At 67.2% G+C, this 19,183-nt stretch carries 20 protein-coding genes; 3 read left to right on the top strand and 17 right to left on the bottom strand.

The window, feature by feature from the left end; all coding sequences use genetic code 11:
- Positions 1–24: 24 nt before the first annotated feature.
- The 5 genes from CDN36_RS14730 to flgB all read right to left on the bottom strand — a co-directional run bounded on the left by CDN36_RS14730 (position 25) and on the right by flgB (position 3,746).
- Positions 25–768, bottom strand: a complete 744-nt coding sequence (locus CDN36_RS14730) for a flagellar basal body rod protein FlgF (protein WP_150557343.1) — start codon at positions 766–768, stop codon at positions 25–27.
- 39 nt (positions 769–807) lie between these two features.
- Positions 808–2,064, bottom strand: a complete 1,257-nt coding sequence (flgE, locus tag CDN36_RS14725) for a flagellar hook protein FlgE (protein ID WP_150557342.1) — start codon at positions 2,062–2,064, stop codon at positions 808–810.
- A gap of 79 nt (positions 2,065–2,143) precedes the next feature.
- Complete coding sequence (flgD, locus tag CDN36_RS14720; protein ID WP_150557341.1) at positions 2,144–2,872, bottom strand: flagellar hook assembly protein FlgD; 729 nt, start codon at positions 2,870–2,872, stop codon at positions 2,144–2,146.
- A 23-nt stretch (positions 2,873–2,895) separates the two neighbouring features.
- Positions 2,896–3,300: a flagellar basal body rod protein FlgC gene (gene flgC / locus CDN36_RS14715; RefSeq protein ID WP_023598365.1), complete on the bottom strand. Its 405-nt coding sequence runs from the start codon at positions 3,298–3,300 to the stop codon at positions 2,896–2,898.
- Between the two features lie 5 nt (positions 3,301–3,305).
- Positions 3,306–3,746 carry a flagellar basal body rod protein FlgB gene (flgB, locus tag CDN36_RS14710; RefSeq protein WP_287497159.1) on the bottom strand — a complete coding sequence of 147 codons (441 nt, stop codon included), beginning with the start codon at positions 3,744–3,746 and terminating at the stop codon, positions 3,306–3,308.
- 465 nt (positions 3,747–4,211) lie between these two features.
- Between flgB and flgA the strand changes: the two genes are divergently transcribed.
- From flgA to CDN36_RS14695, 3 genes are all read left to right on the top strand, one after another.
- On the top strand, positions 4,212–5,276 hold the full coding sequence (gene flgA, locus CDN36_RS14705; protein WP_287497107.1) for a flagellar basal body P-ring formation chaperone FlgA: 1,065 nt from the start codon (positions 4,212–4,214) through the stop codon (positions 5,274–5,276).
- A 136-nt stretch (positions 5,277–5,412) separates the two neighbouring features.
- The gene (gene flgM / locus CDN36_RS14700; RefSeq protein ID WP_150557339.1) at positions 5,413–5,751 is read left to right on the top strand and encodes a flagellar biosynthesis anti-sigma factor FlgM; all 339 of its coding nucleotides are present in this window, start codon (positions 5,413–5,415) and stop codon (positions 5,749–5,751) included.
- On the top strand, positions 5,748–6,206 hold the full coding sequence (locus CDN36_RS14695) for a flagella synthesis protein FlgN (protein ID WP_287497106.1): 459 nt from the start codon (positions 5,748–5,750) through the stop codon (positions 6,204–6,206). Before flgM ends, CDN36_RS14695 begins: the two co-directional genes overlap by 4 nt.
- Positions 6,207–6,378: 172 nt before the next feature.
- Here the strand turns inward: CDN36_RS14695 and CDN36_RS14690 are convergent, their stop codons facing one another.
- The 12 genes from CDN36_RS14690 to CDN36_RS14635 all read right to left on the bottom strand — a co-directional run.
- Positions 6,379–7,107: an RNA polymerase sigma factor FliA gene (locus CDN36_RS14690; RefSeq protein ID WP_150557337.1), complete on the bottom strand. Its 729-nt coding sequence runs from the start codon at positions 7,105–7,107 to the stop codon at positions 6,379–6,381.
- Between the two features lie 37 nt (positions 7,108–7,144).
- The gene (locus tag CDN36_RS14685; RefSeq protein WP_287497105.1) at positions 7,145–8,044 is read right to left on the bottom strand and encodes a MinD/ParA family ATP-binding protein; all 900 of its coding nucleotides are present in this window, start codon (positions 8,042–8,044) and stop codon (positions 7,145–7,147) included.
- 4 nt (positions 8,045–8,048) lie between these two features.
- On the bottom strand, positions 8,049–9,302 hold the full coding sequence (gene flhF, locus CDN36_RS14680) for a flagellar biosynthesis GTPase FlhF (RefSeq protein WP_150557335.1): 1,254 nt from the start codon (positions 9,300–9,302) through the stop codon (positions 8,049–8,051).
- Positions 9,299–11,404 (bottom strand): flagellar biosynthesis protein FlhA, encoded by a 2,106-nt coding sequence (flhA, locus tag CDN36_RS14675; protein WP_150557334.1) that lies wholly within the window; start codon positions 11,402–11,404, stop codon positions 9,299–9,301. Before flhA ends, flhF begins: the two co-directional genes overlap by 4 nt.
- A gap of 3 nt (positions 11,405–11,407) precedes the next feature.
- Positions 11,408–12,559: a flagellar biosynthesis protein FlhB gene (gene flhB / locus CDN36_RS14670; protein ID WP_206110972.1), complete on the bottom strand. Its 1,152-nt coding sequence runs from the start codon at positions 12,557–12,559 to the stop codon at positions 11,408–11,410.
- 133 nt (positions 12,560–12,692) lie between these two features.
- A complete protein-coding gene (gene cheZ, locus CDN36_RS14665) occupies positions 12,693–13,316 on the bottom strand; it encodes a protein phosphatase CheZ (protein ID WP_280525240.1) in 624 nt (207 codons plus the stop codon).
- A gap of 53 nt (positions 13,317–13,369) precedes the next feature.
- Entirely contained in the window at positions 13,370–13,768 is a 399-nt protein-coding gene (cheY, locus tag CDN36_RS14660) for a chemotaxis response regulator CheY (RefSeq protein ID WP_039413638.1), read from the bottom strand.
- A gap of 146 nt (positions 13,769–13,914) precedes the next feature.
- On the bottom strand, positions 13,915–14,994 hold the full coding sequence (locus CDN36_RS14655; RefSeq protein WP_287497104.1) for a protein-glutamate methylesterase/protein-glutamine glutaminase: 1,080 nt from the start codon (positions 14,992–14,994) through the stop codon (positions 13,915–13,917).
- Positions 14,991–15,665, bottom strand: coding sequence for a chemoreceptor glutamine deamidase CheD (gene cheD / locus CDN36_RS14650; protein WP_150557330.1), 675 nt, complete (start codon positions 15,663–15,665; stop codon positions 14,991–14,993). Before cheD ends, CDN36_RS14655 begins: the two co-directional genes overlap by 4 nt.
- 1 nt (position 15,666) lies before the next feature.
- Complete coding sequence (locus CDN36_RS14645) at positions 15,667–16,608, bottom strand: CheR family methyltransferase (protein WP_287497103.1); 942 nt, start codon at positions 16,606–16,608, stop codon at positions 15,667–15,669.
- Between the two features lie 70 nt (positions 16,609–16,678).
- Complete coding sequence (locus CDN36_RS14640) at positions 16,679–18,325, bottom strand: methyl-accepting chemotaxis protein (protein ID WP_287497102.1); 1,647 nt, start codon at positions 18,323–18,325, stop codon at positions 16,679–16,681.
- 185 nt (positions 18,326–18,510) lie between these two features.
- Positions 18,511–19,183, bottom strand: a 673-nt coding sequence (locus CDN36_RS14635) for a methyl-accepting chemotaxis protein (protein WP_287497101.1), incomplete at its 5' end; no start/stop codon positions are given.

Here is a 19,183-nt window from a genome sequence, read left to right as displayed (position 1 = left end):
GCGCGCTGGCGTCTCGCGAGGCCATCAGCTGAAGTTCAGCAACTGGTTGGCGGTTTGTTCGTTGGTATCGGCCGTCGAGAGCATCTTCATCTGCATCTCAAAGGCCCGCGACTGCGAAATCATGTTCACCAGACCGCTCACCGGATTGACGTTGCTGTTCTCGATCGAGCCGGCAACGACCACCACGTTCGGATCGACCTGCGCCGGCACGTTGTTGGCGGTGCGAAACAGGCCGTCGTCGCCGCGCACCAGATTCGCTTCGGGCGGGTTGACGAGCTTCAGTTGCCCCATGACCGCGATGGAGTTGGGCGGATCGCCCTGTCCCAGCGCGGAGATCGTGCCGTCGGTGCCGATGGTCACGGACGCGCCCGGCGGCACGGCAGCCGGCCCGGCGTCGGTCATCACCGGCAGGCCGTGCAGCGTGATCTGGCCATCGGCCGTCATCTCGAGGTTGCCGCCGCGGGTGTAGGCTTCGCGGCCCTGCGCGTCGCGCACGGCGAGCCAGCCCTGCCCCTGGATGGCCACGTCGAGTGCGCGGCCCGTCTGCTGCATCGCGCCGGGCGTGAAGTCGGTGCCCGGCGTGGAAGTGGCCACGAACGTGCGCGTGCCGGTCGTGCCGTCGGCGGCGCGCACCGGCGCCTGGCGAAACGCCGAGAGCTGGGCGCGAAAACCGGGCGTCGAGACGTTCGCCAGGTTGTTGGCGGTGGTCGATTGCTGCTCCATCGCCTGCTTCGCGCCGGTCATGGCGACATAGATCAGACGGTCCATCGACGCCTCTGCTGCAGGTTACCCATGCGCGGCTCCGGATTACAGGTTGACCATCGTCTGCATCAACTGGTCTTCCGTCTTGATCGTCTGCGCGTTGGCCTGATAGTTGCGCTGCGCGGTGATCATGTGGACCAGTTCTGCGGTCAGGTCGACGTTCGACGCTTCCACGGCGCCGGCCTGCAGCTTGCCGAGGTTCGTGCCGCCGGGCACGCCGACGATGGGAATGCCCGAGTCTGCCGATTCGGCCCACAGGTTGTTGCCCAGCGGAATCAGACCCTGCACGTTGTTGAAGTTGGCCAGCGCCACCTGCCCCAGCGTGATCGACTTCGTGTTCGAGTACGTGCCCACGATGGTGCCGTCGGCGTTGAACGTGAAGCCCGTCAGGCGGCCCGAGGTGTAGCCGTCCTGCGTGAGTGTGTTGGGCGTGTAGGTGTTGCCGTATTGCGTGGTGCCCGAGAGGTCGAGCGTCATGTTCGCGTTCGACGCGCCGTTGCCGTAGGCGATCGTGGGCAGCGTGATCGGGCCGGTCACGGTCGCGCCGGTCGAGTCCGTCTGCGCCACGAGGCTGCCGGCCGAGTTGAACGTCATCGTGCCGATCGGGCCGGTGCCCACGAGCGTGGTGCCGTCGACCGAGGCGTAGACGGTCCACGTGGCGTTGTTGGTCGTGGCGTCGACGCTCGTCTTCTTGAAGTAGAGGTTCACGTCGTGCGCGTTGCCCAGCGAGTCGTAGACCTTGAGCGACGTGGCGTTGGTGTACGAATTCGGGTCGGTGATCGAGAACGGCGTGGTGTTGACCGCGTTGCGCGAGTCGAGGTTGAACTGACCGGTGATCTTGCTGGTGGCCGTGGGCGCGAGATCGCCCGTGGGGATCTGCAGATCGACCGGCGAGACGCTGTTGATGATGCCGTTCGGGCCGGCGAGGTAGCCGGTCAGGTGATCGCCGTTGGCGTCGACGATGTAGCCGTTCTTGTCGAGCGAGAACTGGCCGTTGCGCGTGTAGGCAATGGTGCCGTTGTTCGACACCCGGAAAAAGCCGTTACCCGAGATGGCCAGGTCGAGCTGACGATTCGTGACCGTGATGTCGCCCTGCGTGAACTGCTGCGCCACGGCCGCCACGCGCGTACCGATGCCGACAGTGTTGTTGCCCGCGCCGAACAGCGAATTGGCGTAGATGTCGGCGAATTGCGCCTGCCCTTGCTTGAAGCCGACCGTAGCCGCGTTGGCAACGTTGTTGCCGATGACGTCCAGGTCCTTGGAGGCGGCGTTCAGGCCGCTCAATCCGGTCGAAAAGGCCATGCTGTTACTCCTGAGTTCGGTTGTCGACGATGTGCGTCGCGAGGAAAACGGTTAAGGGCTTGCGTCGAAAACGGGTCGCTTACAGGATCTCGCGCACGTCGGCGAGCTTGACGTTCGTGCCCGTGCCCACATTGAGCAGCGGCGAGCCGGTCGTGCTCGCCACCACGCTTTGCACCTGTGCATACGAGAGCAGCGTCGGCGTCACGGCCTTGCCGTTGGCCGAGGCGGTCACCGTCAGCGTGTACTTGCCGTCGGCCACGGCGGTGCCCGCGTCGTCCTTGGCGTCCCACGTGAGTGCCTGCACGCCGGCATCCAGGGCGCCGGCGTTGACCGTGCGCACCACCTTGCCCGTAGCGTCCTTGATCTGGATGGTGACGGTGTCGGCGTCGCTCGGCAGCTCGAAGCCGAACGGCGTGGCGGTCTTCGTGACGGTGCCGTCGGTGCCGGTCGTGCTGCCCACGCCGATGCCGTTGCCCGGAATCAGCACGCCCTTGCCCACGAGCGCCGCGGCTTGCAGGCTTTGCGTGGAGTTGAGCTGCGAGGTGACCGAGGAGAGCGTGGTGTTGAGCTGCGTGATGCCCGAGACCGTGCTGATCTGCGCGAGCTGCGACGTGACCTGCGAGTTGTCCATCGGGTTGAGCGGGTCCTGGTTGTTCATCTGGGCGACGAGCAACTTCAGAAAGCTGTTTTGCAGGTCGTCGGCGCTGCCCGCCGAGGACTTCGAGCTGGAGCTGTTGGCCGTGCCGTTGATCGAGTCGAGGAACGACTGCGAGAAATTGCCGGCGTTCGACGTGTTGATACTTGCCATGATTCGGATCTCCGCGCGGCCCCTTACTGGCCGACCGTGAGGGTTTTGAGCATCAGCGTCTTGGCGGTGTTGAGCGCCTCGACGTTGGCCTGATAGGAGCGGGAAGCGGAGATCATGTTGACCATCTCTTCCACCGGATTCACGTTGGGCATGGTGACGTAGCCCTGGGCGTTGGCAGCCGGATTCTTCGGGTCGTACACGGTCTTGAGCGGCGACGGATCGTCGACCACGCCGGCGACCTTGACGCCGCCCACGTCGGCGCCGGCCACGGGGTTGACCTGAAACACGACCTGCTTGGCGCGGTACGGCTGACCGTCCGGGCCGGTAACGGATTCGGCATTGGCCAGGTTGCTGGCCGTGACGTTCATGCGCTGCGATTGCGCAGTCATGGCCGAACCGGCGACGTCGAAGATGCTCATCAGTGGCATGGCGCTTACCCTTGACTCGTGATGGCTGCCAGCATCGTCTTGATCTGGCTGGACAGGACCGTGAGGCCCGTTTGGTAATGCACGGCGTTATCGGCGAAGTTCACCCGCTCGGCGTCGAGCTCGACGGTGTTGCCGTCCACGCTCTGCTGATACGGCACGCGATAGAGCAGCTCGGGCCCACCCAGCGGGGGCGCCGTGCTCGCGCCGCGTGCGGCGATGTGGCGCGGCGAGGTGCGCGTGAGCGAGACGCTCGACTCGGTGGCGAGCTGCTGCTGCGTGCCACGCTCGACGGCCTGCGTGAGCGCGCTGTTGAAATCGACGTCGCGCGCCTTGTAGCCCGGCGTATCGGCGTTGGCGATGTTCGAGGAGATGATCTCCTGGCGATAGGCGCGCATGGCCAGCGCCTGCTGGGAAAATCGCAATGCCGCGTCCAGTTTGTCCATGATCTCGTCTCGCCCGATGCTTGCCTTGCTGCCAGGTGTTGCACAAGAAGTCCGTCCGTCGTCGCGCCCTGGCGCCAGGGCCGCCGGGGCCGTGGCGTCGCGTCCCGGGAAGCGGGCGTCGCCATGGCGCGCCGACGGGATGTCCTGCCGGGTCCGGAAAAAGTACGGACCTTTTGGCATGCTTCGCATCGTATGCCCGCCCTCCGGGATTCAATCGGATGAATAGGCACGAGATTGACCGCCATTTCGGGCCATGCCCCCGGCCGGACATCTCTAGAATGGCTTCCTGACGGCGCCGGACGGCGTTCGCCCCCCAGGCACAGGAACACTGCCCGGTGCCGTCGGCTTCACCGCGCCGCCGGGGTCCGGGGCGCCAGGCGGGTCGAGCGTCGGGCTGCACTGAATGCACCCCGTGCACCGTGAGTGCGCGACGAATGCCCCGCGAGCCGCACCCGAAGGAGAGTGAACATGGCAGGTAATTTCGGCGACCGTGTCGTCAGCGCCGCCCGCGAGCGCCATGCGCCGCGGCGTGGTCGTCGCGCGGGCTCGCGAGCCGGCCTGCGGGCCGCCGTGCTCATTGCCCTGTTCTCCGCGCTGTTCTCCGGCCCGTTCGCCGCCCCGCTGACAGCGGGAGCGGATGGTGCCGCACACGCTGCCACGCAGAGCCCGAACGCGGGCATCGCCACCGATCCTGCCGCGCAGAACCTGGGCAACGCGCTCGGGCCCGGGGCCATCGTCATTCCCGGCAACAATGCCGCCGCGGGTGGCGTCGCTTCGAACGTGCCGGGCAACGTTCGGCCGGTCGCCGTCAATGCCCAACCGAATGCGGGGGCCACTGCCGCTCAGGTCGCTCCTGCCCCTCAACCGTCGCCGCAGGCAACGGTCCCAGGCAATTCCCAATTCCAGAACACCGAAGTCGTGCGGCAGACGGCCGAGCGTTTCCTGCGTGAGCAGACGACCGGCCTGCCGGGCCGCGTGACGATCACCGTGGGCGACGCCGTCTCCGAGCGCATGCCCGCGTGCAGCGCGCTCGAACCGTTCCTGCCGCCCGGCGCGCGTCTGTGGGGCTCGACGACCGTTGGCGTGCGCTGCGCGGGCGAGCGTCCGTGGACGCTGTACCTGCAGGCGCGCGTGAGCATCAACGCAACGTATTTCGTGGCCGCCCGCCAGATCAACCCGGGCGAGACGATCGGGCCGAACGATCTGTCGCCGCGCCAGGGCGATCTCACATTGCTGCCGCGCACGGTGGCGACCGACGCCGGCCAGATCGTCGGCACGGTGGCAGTCAACCGCATCACGTCCGGATTGCCGATTCGCTCCGATCTGCTGCGCAGCGCGATTGCCGTGCAGCAGGGACAGACGGTGCGCGTGGTCTCGCGCGGCTCCGGCTTCGAGGTGAGCACCGAAGGCCAGGTGCTCTCGCGCGCCAGCGCGGGCGATCCCGTCCAGGTGCGTACCCGCGCCGGTCAGGTCGTCAGCGGCACCGTCAGGACGGGCAAAGGAGGCAACGTGGAAGTGGAAGTGGCCCTGTAGAGTCCGCGCAGCAAGCGCTCACTATCATTAAATCTTCGTTGAAATCACCCGGGTACTTGAACTGGTAACAGGATGTTACTTGCCTAAAGTTATGGCGGATAATGCCGTTACACAGGCAGGTTTCTGGGGAAAGCACATGAAAATCGAACCACCCGCCAATCCGTTGACTGGCGTCGGCCCGGGTAAGGGCACGGCGGACCGGGCGACGACCGGCACTGTGAGCACCGACGGCGCAACGGCGTCCGCGGCCAACGCCGGCGGCGCGGCGAGCGTGAGCACGAGCGCGTTGTCCTCGGAGATGCGCGCCCTGCAGGCCGCGCTGGCACAGACGGGTTCGGCCGATATCGACGTCGCCAAGGTCGCCGCCATCAAGCAGGCGATTTCGGAAGGCCGGCTCACGATCGACACCAACAAGATCGCGGATGGCCTCATTGCGACCGCGCGCGATCTACTCTCGACGCAATCGAAGTCATGACCACGGATGCCCTGCTGAATGCCCTCGTCACGGAAACGGCCGCGATCGGCGCGTTTACAACGCTGCTCGACGAGGAACAGCAGGCATTGGTGAACGGCACGCTCGACGCATTGCCGGAACTCACCGAGCGCAAGACGCGCGCGGTGGCGGAACTCTCGGCGCTTGGCCGCGAGCGTGACGCGCACCTCCAGGCGTTGGGCTACACGCCCGACGAAGCGGGAGCCACGGCCGCCGCGGCAGCGGACACGCGCATCGACGGCGCGTGGAAGACGCTGCTCGCCGCAGCGGCCGAGGCCAAGCGCGCCAACGACACGAACGGCGTGCTGATCCGCACCCGTCTCACCTACACCCAGCAAGCGCTCAACGTACTGTACGGCCCGGAGCAGAATGCCCCGCTGTATGGCCCCGACGGACGCACCACCCCACGCTCGAGCGGGGGAAGCGTTACCGCTTGAACCCCGAATCGCTTGCAGCGCTCGGCGCTTGAGCGGCCGGCGGGCCGGAGAGCCGGAGCGACACCCGGCGAGCGGCCCGGGAATCTTCTCGCCGTGCGCCCGCCCGTCGACGGTCACTTCGCCACCGCTTCACCACCGATCACCACCGCTTCCGCTACGGCAATGACGCGGCTCAACTCGCCGACGTCCACGCCTTCTCGCGCAGCGTCGCACGCAGCCGCGAAATGGCCTGGCTGTGGAGCTGGCACACGCGGGACTCGCTGACCTCGAGCACCGCGCCGATCTCGCGCAGGTTCAGGCCCTGCTCGTAGTACAGACTCATCAGCAGCTTCTCGCGCTCGGGCAGGCGCTCGATCGCGTCGACCACGCCGCCGCGCAGCCCCTCGTCGAGCAGCATCGTCAGCGGATCGGCCCCCGGGTCCGCACAGATGCGGTCGATGAAGGGCTCTTCGTCCGCCGACTCGAAGTCTTCGTAGTAAATCAGCTGGCAGCCGTGCACGTCCTGCAGCATCTGCTGATACTCGGCCAGCCCGATGGACATCTCGCCGGCGATCTCGCTCTCCGACGGCCCTCGTCCGAGCCGCTGCTCCAGGCGCTGCACCGCCTGCTCGATCTGGCGCGCCGTCTTGCGAATGCCTCGCGAGGCCCAATCCAGCTCGCGCAGCTCGTCGAGCATGGCGCCGCGAATCCGCTGGCTCGCGTAAGTCTCGAACTGCGCGCCCTGCGTTTCCTGATAGCGGTTGGCGGCATCCAGCAAACCCAGCATGCCGGCCTGGATCAGATCCTCCAATTCCACGCTCGCCGGCAGCTTGGCCATCAATTGCAGCGCCAGCCGGCGCACCAACGGCGCGTATTGGGTCAGCGTGTCGTTCGTGTCGACCTTCCCGCGCGCGGTATACATGTTTCCCTCCGCTTCCTCTCGACGCGTGCCGTGCCGCTCAGGCCGTGTGCGCGCTCGTCGCGCCCACGCCGTGCGCCAGCTCGCCACCGCGATCGCCGCCGATGTCACCCATTGCCGCACCCATTGCCGCACCCATTCCCACGCCCAGGGCCGCACCCAGAGCCGGCCCCCCGGCCTCCGGCACCGCCAGCGGCCAGTGCATGACCTGGGCGGCCAACTGACGATACGCCACCGCCGCGGGCGCCATGGGGAACGCGTCGACCACCGTGCGCGTCAATTGCCGCGCGCGCATGACCTGACGATCGGCCGGCACATGGCCCGCCAGCTCCAGCGACACCGCGAGATAACGGCTCGCCGTCGTCGCCAGATTGCGGCACACCACGCGGGCCTCCACATCCTCCGCCCGGTTCACCAGCACCCGGAATTGCGCCAGCGCATATTCGTAATGCGCCCGCTTGATCCACGAATACGCTCCCGTGATCGACGCCGGCTCGCGCCCGAGCACCACCAGCACGTCGTTCGCATGCGCGGCAAGCGGACTGAGCAGCGCGCCCGCGTGCGTGCAGTCGATCACCACGACATCGGGCTCGCCCGCGGTGAGCACCGGCAGCGCGCGCATCGGGTCGATGCGCTCCGGATGGCGATGCGCCACCGGCACGAGCACCACGTTCTCGCGCGTATGCACGCGAACCGAATCGGCCGCGATGCGGCCGGCAAGCACGTCATGGATGTCGCCGCGCAGCGGCAGCCCGAGCGCCGGCGCGGCATGGCCGCTCTCGTCGGCCAGCACGACATCCTGACCGTGATGGGCCAGCGCACTGGCCAGATTCAGCGCCACACTCGTCTGACCCGCTTCAGGCGTACTCCCGACCACGGCGATGATGCGCGTGGCATGGCGCGCCACCAGACGGCGCAGTCCCTCCGCTTGATCGAGCACGAGTTTAACCAAAGCACGCCTCGCCAGAAGATTGTGCGGGCGCGAACAGCCCGCTGTAGTTCGGATCGACGCCACGCACCACGGCCGGCAGGTCTTCCTCGGCCGGCACGAACGGCGACCCCGTCACCGGCGCCGAGAGCGCCGTCTCGATCAGGAATTCGCGCTCGGCCACGTGCAGGTTCTCCGGCACGCGCTGCCCCGTGGACACGTAGTGCACCGGCAGACGGTGACGAATCACCGTATCGAGCACCGAGCCGAGATTGGTGGTCTCGTCGAGCTTCGTCAGGATACACCCGGCGAGGTCGCCGCCTTGCGCGCTGGCGCTGCGATACGCGTGCACCACTTCGTTGAGCGTGTCGCCGTGGCTCGTGGCGTTGAGCAGCAGCAGGCGCTGCACCGGCGTGTGCGCCCCACACAGCATGGCCACCTGCTCCGGCACGGTGCGATCGCGCTGGCTCATGCCCACCGTGTCGATGAGCACCATGTGCTTGTTGCGCAGCTCGGTGAGCGCGAGACGCAGGTCCGTTGCATCCTTTACCGCATGCACCGTCACGCCCAGGATCTTGCCGTAGATGCGCAGTTGCTCGTGGCCGCCGATACGGTAGCTGTCCGTCGTGAGCAGCGCGAGCTTCTCGGCGCCGTGGCGCATCACGCAACGCGCGGCGAGCTTGGCCGTCGTCGTGGTCTTGCCCACGCCGGTCGGCCCCATGAGCGCATACACCCCGCCGCGCTCCATCAATTCGTCTTCGTTCGCCATGACGGGCAGATTGCGCTTGAGCGCATTTTTCACCCACTCGAGACCCGGCTCACGCCCGCTGCCTTCGGGCAGATGCTCGAGCAGCGCACGGCCGAGCTGCGCCGAAAAACCCGCGGCGAGCAGCGTGCGCAGGATTTCGCCTTGGGCCGGCGAGCGCCGCCGCTTGTCGTTCCACACCAGCCCGGCCACCTGCTCCTCAAGCAGGCCGCGCATGCTCTGGAGTTCGCCCATCATGCTCTGCGCGAAGGCGCTCGCCGCCGCGATGTCCTGAGCCGCCGCGGCCGCCGCCGGCGGCGCCGCCGGAGCCGGACGGGGACGCGGCCGGTAAGTGGGCATGTCGCCGCCGGCGAGCGCGTCGAGATCCTCTTCCGCCAGCGCCACGATTTCCACGCCGTTGGCCACCGAACGGTTGGACAACACGACCGCATCGGGCCCGATTTCCTCGCGAATCTGGCGCAGTGCGTCGCGGCACGTGCCCGCAAAGAACTTCCGAATCTTCACGCTTGACCTCCGATGAGTGCCGTCATTTTCACGTTGCGCGTATCAGGCACTTCCGCATACGACAAAACCTTGAGCTGCGGCAGGCTGCGGCGCAGGAAGCGCGAGAGCAGCGAGCGCAACGGATGTTGAACCAGCAATACCGCCGGCAGCCCCTGGCGCTCCTGACGCGCCACGGCCGCCTGCGTCTCACGCAGCAGCGTGTCGGCCAGGCCCGGCTCGAGGCCGGTGCCGCCGCCGGCGGACAGCGCCTGCGTGAGAATTCTTTCGAGATTGGCGTCGAGCCCCACGACCTCCAGGTCGCCGTTGCCCGGGAACACGCTCTGGGTGATCGCGCGGCCCAGCGACAGGCGCACCAGCGCCGTGAGATCGTGCGGGTCCTGCACGCGCGCGCCGTGTTCGGCAATGGTGTCGATGATGGTGCGCATGTCGCGAATCGGCACCTGCTCCTCGAGCAGGTTTTGCAGCACCTTCTGCAGCGTGGTGAGCGCGATCGTCTTGGGCACCAGATCCTCGATGAGCTTCGGCGCGTCCTTGCCGATGCGCTCGATGAGCTGCTGCACTTCCTGGCGCCCGAGCAACTCGTGCGCGTGGGCGTTGATCAGATGGTTCAGGTGCGTGGCCACGACCGTGCCGGCATCGACCACCGTGTACCCGTATGCCTGCGCCTGATCGCGCTGGCCGACGTCGATCCACGTCGCGGGCAGGCCGAAGGCCGGATCTCGCGTCGGCGTGCCCTGCAGCGGCGCGCTCACCTGCCCCGGGTCGATCGCGAGCAACTGCCCCGGATACGCTTCGCCCTCGCCGATGATCACGCCCTTGAGCGTGATGCGGTACTGGTTCGGCCGCAACTCCAGGTTGTCGCGAATATGGACGACCGGCGCGAGAAAGCCGATCTCCTGCGCGAACTTCTTGCGAATGCCCTTGATGCGCTTGAGCAGCTCACCGTCCTGATTGCGATCGACGAGCGGGATCAGGCGGTAGCCGACTTCGAGGCCGAGCGGATCGACGAGCGCCACGTCGTCCCACGACGCTTCGGCCACTTCGGCCGGCGCCGTCGCCGCGACGGGCGCCGGACGCGCGGCTTGCTGCCTGCTCGCCTCGGCGCGACGGAACTGCCAGCGCGCGAGCGCACCAAGGCCGAGAGCCAGCAGCAGGAATGCCAGGTGCGGCATGCCCGGGATCAGCCCCATCAGGCCGAGGATGGCGGCGGTAATGCCCAGCACCCGCGGGTTGCTGAAGAGCTGGGAGACGACCTGCTGGCCGACGTCCTCGTCGGTGGCCACGCGCGAGACCACCACGCCGGCGGCCGTCGAGATCACCAGCGCGGGGATCTGGGCGACGAGGCCGTCGCCGATGGTGAGCAGCGTGTAGTTCTTGGCCGCCGTGGCGAGATCCAGGTTGTGCTGCGCCACGCCCACGATCAGCCCGCCGACGATGTTGATCAGCATGATGAGCAGACCGGCGACCGCGTCGCCGCGCACGAACTTCGAGGCGCCGTCCATGGAGCCGTAGAAGTCCGCTTCCTGCGCGATCACGGCGCGGCGCTTGCGCGCCTCCTCTTCGCCGATCAGGCCGGCGTTCAGGTCAGCGTCGATGGCCATCTGCTTGCCGGGCATGGCGTCGAGGGTGAAGCGCGCCCCCACTTCGGCGATACGCCCGGCGCCCTTCGTGATCACCATGAAGTTGATCACGACCAGGATGATGAAGACCACGATGCCCACGGCGTAGTTGCCGCCGACCAGGAAGTGACCGAACGCCTCGATCACCTTGCCGGCCGCGTCCGGACCGGTATGCCCTTCGAGCAGCACCACGCGCGTGGACGCCACGTTCAGCGACAGACGCAGCAGCGTGGAGAAAAGCAGCACGCTCGGGAACGCCGCGAAGTCGAGCGGCTTTTGGGTGTACATGCTCACGAGCAGCACCATCACCGACAGCGCGATGTTGAACGTAAACAGCAAGTCCAGGATGAACGGCGGCAACGGCAGGATCATCATGCCCAGAATCATGATGATCAGCACCGGCGCGGCGAGCGACTTCAGATTGCCGCCGAGGAGCAGTTGCGAGGTGCGCAGCAGCTGGTTCGCGCGAGGGTTGAGGTTCATTCGTTACACTCGTTTCGACCGGGCGCGCCGCGGGGCGGCGAGTTCGGCCGGCACCGGCAGCTCGGTCGGCGTGACCGGCTCCACGCCGCCCTCGGTACGCCAGCGGCGAAGCTGGAAGACCCACGCCAGCACTTCGGCCACGGCCGTGTACAGGGTGGCCGGAATTTCGTGACCGATTTCCACGTGCGCGTGCAGCGCGCGGGCCAGCGGCGGGGCTTCGAGAATCGGGATGTTGTGCTCCACGCCCATCTCGCGGATACGCTGGGCGACCAGATCGGTGCCCTTGGCGAGCACGCGCGGCGCGCTCATGTGCTCCTTGTATTCGAGCGCGACGGCGAAGTGCGTCGGGTTCGTCACGATCACGTCGGCCTTCGGCACGTCCTGCATCATGCGCCGGCGCGCGGCCTGGCGCTGCAACTGGCGAATGTGGGCCTTCAGGTGCGGATCGCCTTCGTTTTCCTTGTTCTCCTGGCGCACTTCCTCCTTGGTCATGCGCAGCTTCTTGTAGTGCTGCCAGAGTTGGAATGGCACGTCGATGGCCGCCACCAGCAGCAGCGAGGCCACGATGAACGCGCAGCACACCACGATCATCTCGCCCACGTATGGCAGCGCCGCCCGCGGCGACTGCGTCATGAGTCCCATGACCGCGTCGCGATCGCGCGCGATTGCCCAGTAGGCCACGGCGCCGACCAGCAGTGTCTTGGCGACCGCCTTGACCAGCTCGATCAGGCCCTGCACGGAGAACATGCGCCCGAAGCCCTTGAGCGGGTTCAGGCGCCCGAAGTTGGGCGCGAGCGACTTGGTGGTGAAAAGCCAGCCGCCGAGCGCCATCGGTGCGGCGATCGCCGCGATCACCAGCAGGCCGAGCAGCGGCGCAATGGTCATGAGCGCGTCGGCGCCCGAGTGCGCGGCGCTCGAGAGCATGCGGTGCGTGTCGAGGGCGGTGCCCGGCTCGAACTGCATGCCGCGGCGCATGAGCTGCCCGAAACCTTGCGAGATACGCTCGGCCGTCATCCACAGGCCGGCCACCCCGGCCGCCAGCAGGGCGAACGTGGATAATTCGCGCGAACGCGCAACCTGTCCCTCCTCGCGCGCCTTTTCAAGGCGCCGGGGGGACGCAGGTTCCGTCTTTTCGAGATCGCTATCCTCAGCCATGCCCTATCCACAACGGGCGGACGAACCCACCCTATCGCGACCGATTATGGCCGTAACCGTCAAGTCACAAAGGGGGGAATAGAGGCGGGATTGGGCGGTATTTCGCCCGGGCGGCCAACCGGCCGCCGGGCCGTCAGAATCCGAGGCTGGCGAGCAGGTCGTCGACCTGGCCCTGATCCGAGACGATGTCGTTGCGGCCTTCTTTCTTGATCTGCGGGCCGTTGAGCAGGGAGTCTTCGGCTTCCTTGCGCTTTTCGGGCGGCATGTTCTCGAGCAGCGTCTGGAGCAGATGCTTCTCGATCTCCTGCACCACGTCCATGATCTTCTTGATGACCTGCCCGGTCAGATCCTGGAAATCCTGCGCCATCATGATTTCCATCAGATGCGCGTTGGTCGCGCGGGTGTCCTCGGGCACGCGGCGCAGATACGTGCGCGTGTCCTGCACGAGCTGGCGCGCGTCATCGAGCTCGAGCGGCTGGTCGAACCACTTGGCCCAGCGCTCGTCGAGCGCGTTGGCGTCGCTCTCGAGACGGTCCTGAATCGGCTTGGCCAGTTCGATGGCCGTCAGCGCGCGCACCGCCGCCTGCTCGGTCATGGTCGCGACGTAGTTCAGCCGGTCCCGTGCGTCGGGAATGGCCTCGGCCGCCTGCTCCAGTTGCTTGTCCAGCCCCAGTTCGCGCAGGTTGTCGCGCAGCATGCGCGTGAGCTGCCCGATGCGCATGAGCATGCGCTCGGCCGGATCCGCCTCGCCGGTCACGTAAGCGCCGTCGGGCTCGGCCGGCCATTCAGTGCTCGCCTCGTGGGTCACGGTCAGGCCCCCGTTTTTTCCATTTTCTCGAAGATCTTGCCCAGCTTTTCGTCAAGGGTCGCCGCCGTGAACGGCTTGACCACGTACCCGCTCGCCCCGGCCTGCGCGGCGGCGATGATGTTTTCCTTCTTGGCTTCGGCCGTGACCATCAGCACCGGCAGCTTCGAGAGGTTCGGATCGGCGCGGATCTGCTGGAGCATGGTCAGGCCGTCCATGTTGGGCATGTTCCAGTCCGACACCACGAACTCGAAGTTGCCGCCGCGCAGCTTGGCGAGCGCCGCCGCGCCATCCTCGGCCTCGTCCACATTCGAGAAACCGAGCTCCTTGAGCAGGTTTCGCACGATCCGTCGCATCGTCGGGAAGTCGTCGACGACCAGGAATTTCATGTTCTTGTCTACCATCTTCACTCCAATTCGGCGGGCTCCGCGCGGGAGCCGGCCAGATTCATGGGCAAATGCCGCCTTCACTCAGTGCCCTAAGTGTGTCCGCAAACCAACGCGAGGCATACGGCGAACAAATGCCAATTAGGGGCCGATTTGGCGCCCTACTATACCCGTTGCGTGCGTTCGCCAAATTTCGCGACCTGATGCAGCACTTTTCGGGCCATCTCGTGCAGCGGGACCACCTCTTCCGCGCCGCCCATCGCAATGGCCTCGCGCGGCATGCCGAACACGATGCAGCTCGCCTCGTCCTGCGCGAACGTGTAGGCGCCGGCCTGGCGCATCTCCACCAGGCCGGCGGCGCCGTCGCGGCCCATGCCCGTGAGGATCACGCCGATGGCGTTGCGCCCGGCATGCACGGCCGCGGAGCGAAACAATACATCGACCGACGGCCGATGTCGATTCACCGGCGGCGCCGGATCGAGCAGCGCCACGTAGTTCGCGCCGCTGCGCGAGAGCTGCAGGTGGCTGTCGCCGCCCGGCGCGATGTACGCGTGGCCCGGCAGCACCCGCTCGCCGTGCTCGGCTTCCTTGACGGTGATCCGGCACAGGCCGTTCAGGCGCTGCGCGAACGATTTCGTAAAGCCCGCCGGCATGTGCTGCGTGATGAGAATGGCCGGGGCGTCGGGCGGCATCGGCACGAGCACCTCGCGGATCGCTTCCGTGCCGCCCGTGGACGCGCCGATGATGATCAGCTTCTCGGTCGATACGAGCGGGTTGCGCAGCATCGGCGCCGATTCGACCGGCGCCGGCGCAGCGCTCCTGGGCGGCGCGCTGCGCACGCGCGCGCGCGCCGCGCCGCGGATCTTGTCGGCGATCATCTCGCCGTACTCGAGCATGCCGTCACGAATGCCCAGACGCGGCTTGGTCACGAAGTCCACGGCGCCGAGTTCGAGCGCGCGCAGCGTGACTTCCGAGCCGCGCTCGGTAAGCGAGGACACCATGAGCACCGGCATCGGGCGCAGGCGCATGAGCTTCTCGAGGAAGTCCAGGCCGTCCATGCGCGGCATTTCGACGTCGAGCGTGAGCACGTCCGGGTTGTGTTGCTTGATCAGGTCGCGCGCCACGAGCGGGTCGGGTGCGGTCGCCACTACGGTCATGTCCGGTTGGGCATTGATGATCTCGGTCATCAGGCTGCGCACGAGTGCGGAATCGTCCACGCACAGGACTTTGATTGGTTCGCTCAAGCCTCCTCCATTTGTCGGTTGTCAGGCCCCGGCCGAGGCTTGGCATTTCTGGCCGGTGGCGCAAAGAGTTCTACGGAGCCCCGTACTTCGCGTGCGCGCAGTCGCTGCGCATACGCCTGTTCGCGCTGGACGATCGCCGGGTCTCCCCGGTCGCCCAGCTTCCTGACCATCACCCGCCCGGTGCGCGGCAAGAAACACACCTTGCGCGGGTGCGGTCCGAGCAAATCCTGCGCGCTCACGCGGATCTGCTCCATCTCGAGATACCGCAACACGAAGTTCGCGTTGCGATCGCCGATGTTCAGTGTCGTCATGCCCGCGAGCACCGCACCGCCGCCGAAGACTTTCGCTTCAAGCCGCTCGCGGCGCGCGCCGAGCTTGATGAGCTCGTTGATGAGCATTTCCATCGCATACGCCCCGTAGCGCATGGACGCCGACAGAATGCGATCTCGCTCGCTCTCGCCATCGTCGGGCAGCATGAAGTGATTCATGCCGCCGATGCCGGTGACGGTGTCGCGCACACACGCCGCCACGCACGAGCCGAGCACGGTCACGAGCATGATGTCCTCGGTCGTGACGTAGTACTCCGAGGGCAGCAGCTTCACCGCCCGCGTATTGAAGGCGTTGTCGAAATAATGGTTGGTGGCGAGCGCCTCGGCCAGCGGCTGTGCCATGTCACGCTCCCCGTGCGCCCGTGCCGGCCAGCTCGTAGACTGTCTGCCCTCGCAGACGGAACGCGCGGCTCACATAAGTGAAGTTTTCCGAATGCCCGGCAAAGAGCAGTCCATCCGGCTTGAGCAGCGGCACGAAGCGCTCCAGAATGCGCGCCTGCGTGGCCTTGTCGAAATAGATCATGACGTTGCGGCAGAAGATGGCGTCGAACGGCCCGCCGATCTGCCACGACGGCGCAAGCAGGTTCAGCGGCTCGAACGTCACGAGCTGCTGCAGTTCCGGACGCACCTTGATCTTGCCCGCGTTCGCGCCCGTGCCGCGCAGGAAGTGCCGGCGCAACTGCTCCTGCGTGAGCTTGCCGGTCTGCTCGCCGTTGTACACGGCGGCCGAGGCGCGCGCGAGCACCTGCGTATCGACGTCGGTGGCCAGCACGCTCGCGTTGGGCCGCGAGCCCAGCGTATCGACCAGCGTCATCGCGATCGAATACGGCTCCTCGCCGGTGGACGCGGCGCAGCACCAGATCGAAATCGGCTTCGGACGGTTGCGCACGAACTCGGCGAGCAGCGGGAAGTGATGCGATTCGCGAAAGAACGACGTGAGGTTCGTGGTGAGCGCGTTGGTGAACGACTCCCACTCGGCGTCGCCCGTATCGGCCTCGAGCATGTCGAGGTACTCGGTGAAGCTCGTCATGCCAAGCGCTCGCAGGCGCCGCGCGATGCGGCTGTACACCATCTCGCGCTTGTGCTCGGCAAGCGCAATGCCCGCACGCTGGTAGATCAGGTTGCGGATGCGGCCAAAGTCGGCCAGCGAGAAGGCAAAGTCACGCTCGCCCGCGAGGGCCGCACCGCTCGCGCGCGCGAAATCCGCGCTGCGCGAACCGACCTCACCGTCGGGGCCAGCGGCCCCACGGCGCGTCAGATGCGAAGAGTTGCGCGAATCAGTCATGGTGTCTCACTTGAATACGGCGTGGATCGCTCGCTTTACTGGCGGCTCGATGGTCCTTGCGCGTCGCGTCTCATGCCGCCCGGGCCATCGGCGCCGGTTCGCGCCGGACCGCGCCGATCGAGCGCGGCGTTGCCGCGTCGGCCCCGCGCGCCTCACCGCCATCACTGCCGCCGCCGGTCTGGAATACCGACACGGCCGCGCGCAGTTCGTGCGCCTGCGATTCGAGCGCACCGGCGGCCGCCGCGGCCTCTTCCACGAGCGCCGCGTTCTGCTGCGTGACTTCGTCCATCTGCGCCACGGCGCGGTTGACCTGCTCGATGCCGCCCGACTGCTCCGCCGACGCGGCCGAAATCTCGCCCATGATGTCCGTCACGCGCTTGACCGCCTGCACGATCTCGTCCATGGTCTGTCGCTGCTGCGCGACAAGGGCCGTGCCGTCCTGTACGCGCCGCGCCGAGTCCTCGATCAGCGCCTTGATTTCCTTGGCGGCGGCTGCGCTGCGCTGCGCGAGCGTGCGCACTTCGCCGGCTACCACGGCGAAGCCACGACCCTGCTCGCCCGCGCGCGCGGCCTCGACCGCCGCGTTGAGCGCGAGGATGTTGGTCTGGAACGCAATGCCATCGATCACGCCGATGATGTCGACGATCTTGTTCGAGCTCGCCGAAATGCCGTCCATCGTCTCGCCGACCTGACCGGACACTTCGCCGCCGCGCGTGGCGATCTCCGAGGCGTTGACCGCCAACTGGCTCGCCTGGCGCGCGTTGTCCGCGTTCTGCTTGACGGTCGCCGTGAGCTGCTCCATCGACGAGGCCGTCTCTTCGAGCGAGGCCGCCTGCTGTTCCGTGCGCGCCGACAGGTCCGTGTTGCCCGCCGCGATCTGCTGCGCGGCCGTCGTGATGGACTCGGTCCCCTGGCGGATCTGGCCGATGGTGTCGGCCAACGTGCTTTGCATGCGTTGCATCGCGTAGAGCAGGCTTGAAGTGTCGCCCGGCGCCACGCTCACATGGCTGTGCAGATCGCCCGAGGCGATGCGCCGCGCGATTTGCGCCGCGTATTCGGGCTCGCCGCCAAGGCTGCGCTGCACGTTGCGGATGATGGTGATCATGGCGGCGGTGACGATGGCCCCGATCAGCAGCAGCGCGGCGCCGAAGCGCATCAGCGTGCCGTAGAACGCCTCGTCGATGTCCTGCACGTAGACACCGCTCATCAGGCCCCAGTCCCAGGGCGCGAAGTACTTCACGAACGAGATCTTCGCGAGACGCTCGTCGCTGCCCGCGCGGCGTCCGTAGTACTCGACGAAGCCGGTGCCTTTGTCCTTGGCCACGCGCACCATCTCGACATAGAGCAGCTTGCCGTTCGTATCTTTGTAGTTGGAGACATCCTTGTTGACCAGGTCGGCGAGCGTCGGGTGCATGAGCACGACCGGCTTCGAGTCGAAGATGACGAGATAGCCGTTGTCGCCGTAGCGCATGGTCTTCAGACGCGCCATGGCTTGCTGCTTGGCCTCCTCGACGCTCATCTTGCCCGCGGCGGCCTGCGCCGCGTAGTCGCGCACGATGCCGTCGGCGCTCGTGACAACGTCCTGCACGGCCGTGCGGCGCTCGGAGAGCATCGTGCCGCGCTCATGCCAGGCGGCCCAGCCGCCGAGGAACAACAGGCCCAGCCACATCAGCGCGAGCGCGGACCAGAGTTTTGCCTTGAGACTCAACTGCATCATGATGCGACCCCTCCACTACCGGCACGCCGTGGCGCCGCACTTTCGTGCAGCGCGCGCGACGGCCCTGTCTTACCCAGTGTTGCCACTTGCCGACACACGCCTCGCCCCGGCGGGCAAGGCGCGTGCACCGTTCCTGTAGGTTGTTGCCAATGCTCTCCCGGCGGGAGATGCCACGCCCGGTGCGATCAGAAGGTTTCCCAATCGCCGTTCGCGTCGTCCGTGCCCGTGCGGCTCGCCGCCGGAGCGGCGGCCGCCGGCGCCGGCTTGCGCAGCGGTGCGGGCGCCGGTGCTGCCTTCGGCGTGGGCGCGGCGGCCGGCGCCGCGACCTTCTTCGCGACCGGACGCGCCACTGCCGGCATGGCCGCCGGGGCGGCGTGGCTCGCGCCCGCCTGACTGGCGTCCAGGCGGAACACGCTCACCACCGACTTCAGACGGTTGGCCTGCTCCTCGAGCGAGCCGGCCGCGGCGGCCGCTTCTTCCACGAGCGCCGCGTTCTGCTGCGTGACCTCGTCCATCTGCGTCACGGCGCGGTTGACCTGTTCGATGCCGCCCGACTGCTCCGCCGACGCGGCCGAAATCTCGCCCATGATGTCCGTCACGCGCTTGACCGCCTGCACGATCTCGTCCATGGTCTGACCGGCCTGCTCGACGAGTGCCGAGCCGTCCTGCACCTTGTGGGCGGAGTCCTCGATCAGCTCCTTGATTTCCTTGGCGGCGGCCGCGCTGCGCTGCGCGAGCGTGCGCACTTCGCCGGCCACCACCGCGAAGCCGCGGCCCTGCTCGCCCGCGCGCGCGGCTTCGACCGCCGCGTTGAGCGCGAGGATGTTGGTCTGGAACGCAATGCCGTCGATCACGCTG

This window comes from Pandoraea sp. CB10b_02 (assembly GCF_002216225.1).
In the GTDB taxonomy this organism is placed as follows: domain Bacteria; phylum Pseudomonadota; class Gammaproteobacteria; order Burkholderiales; family Burkholderiaceae; genus Pandoraea; species Pandoraea nosoerga.
Note: the sequence above shows the minus strand (reverse complement) of the source record. Positions and strands in the feature narration are given on the sequence as shown.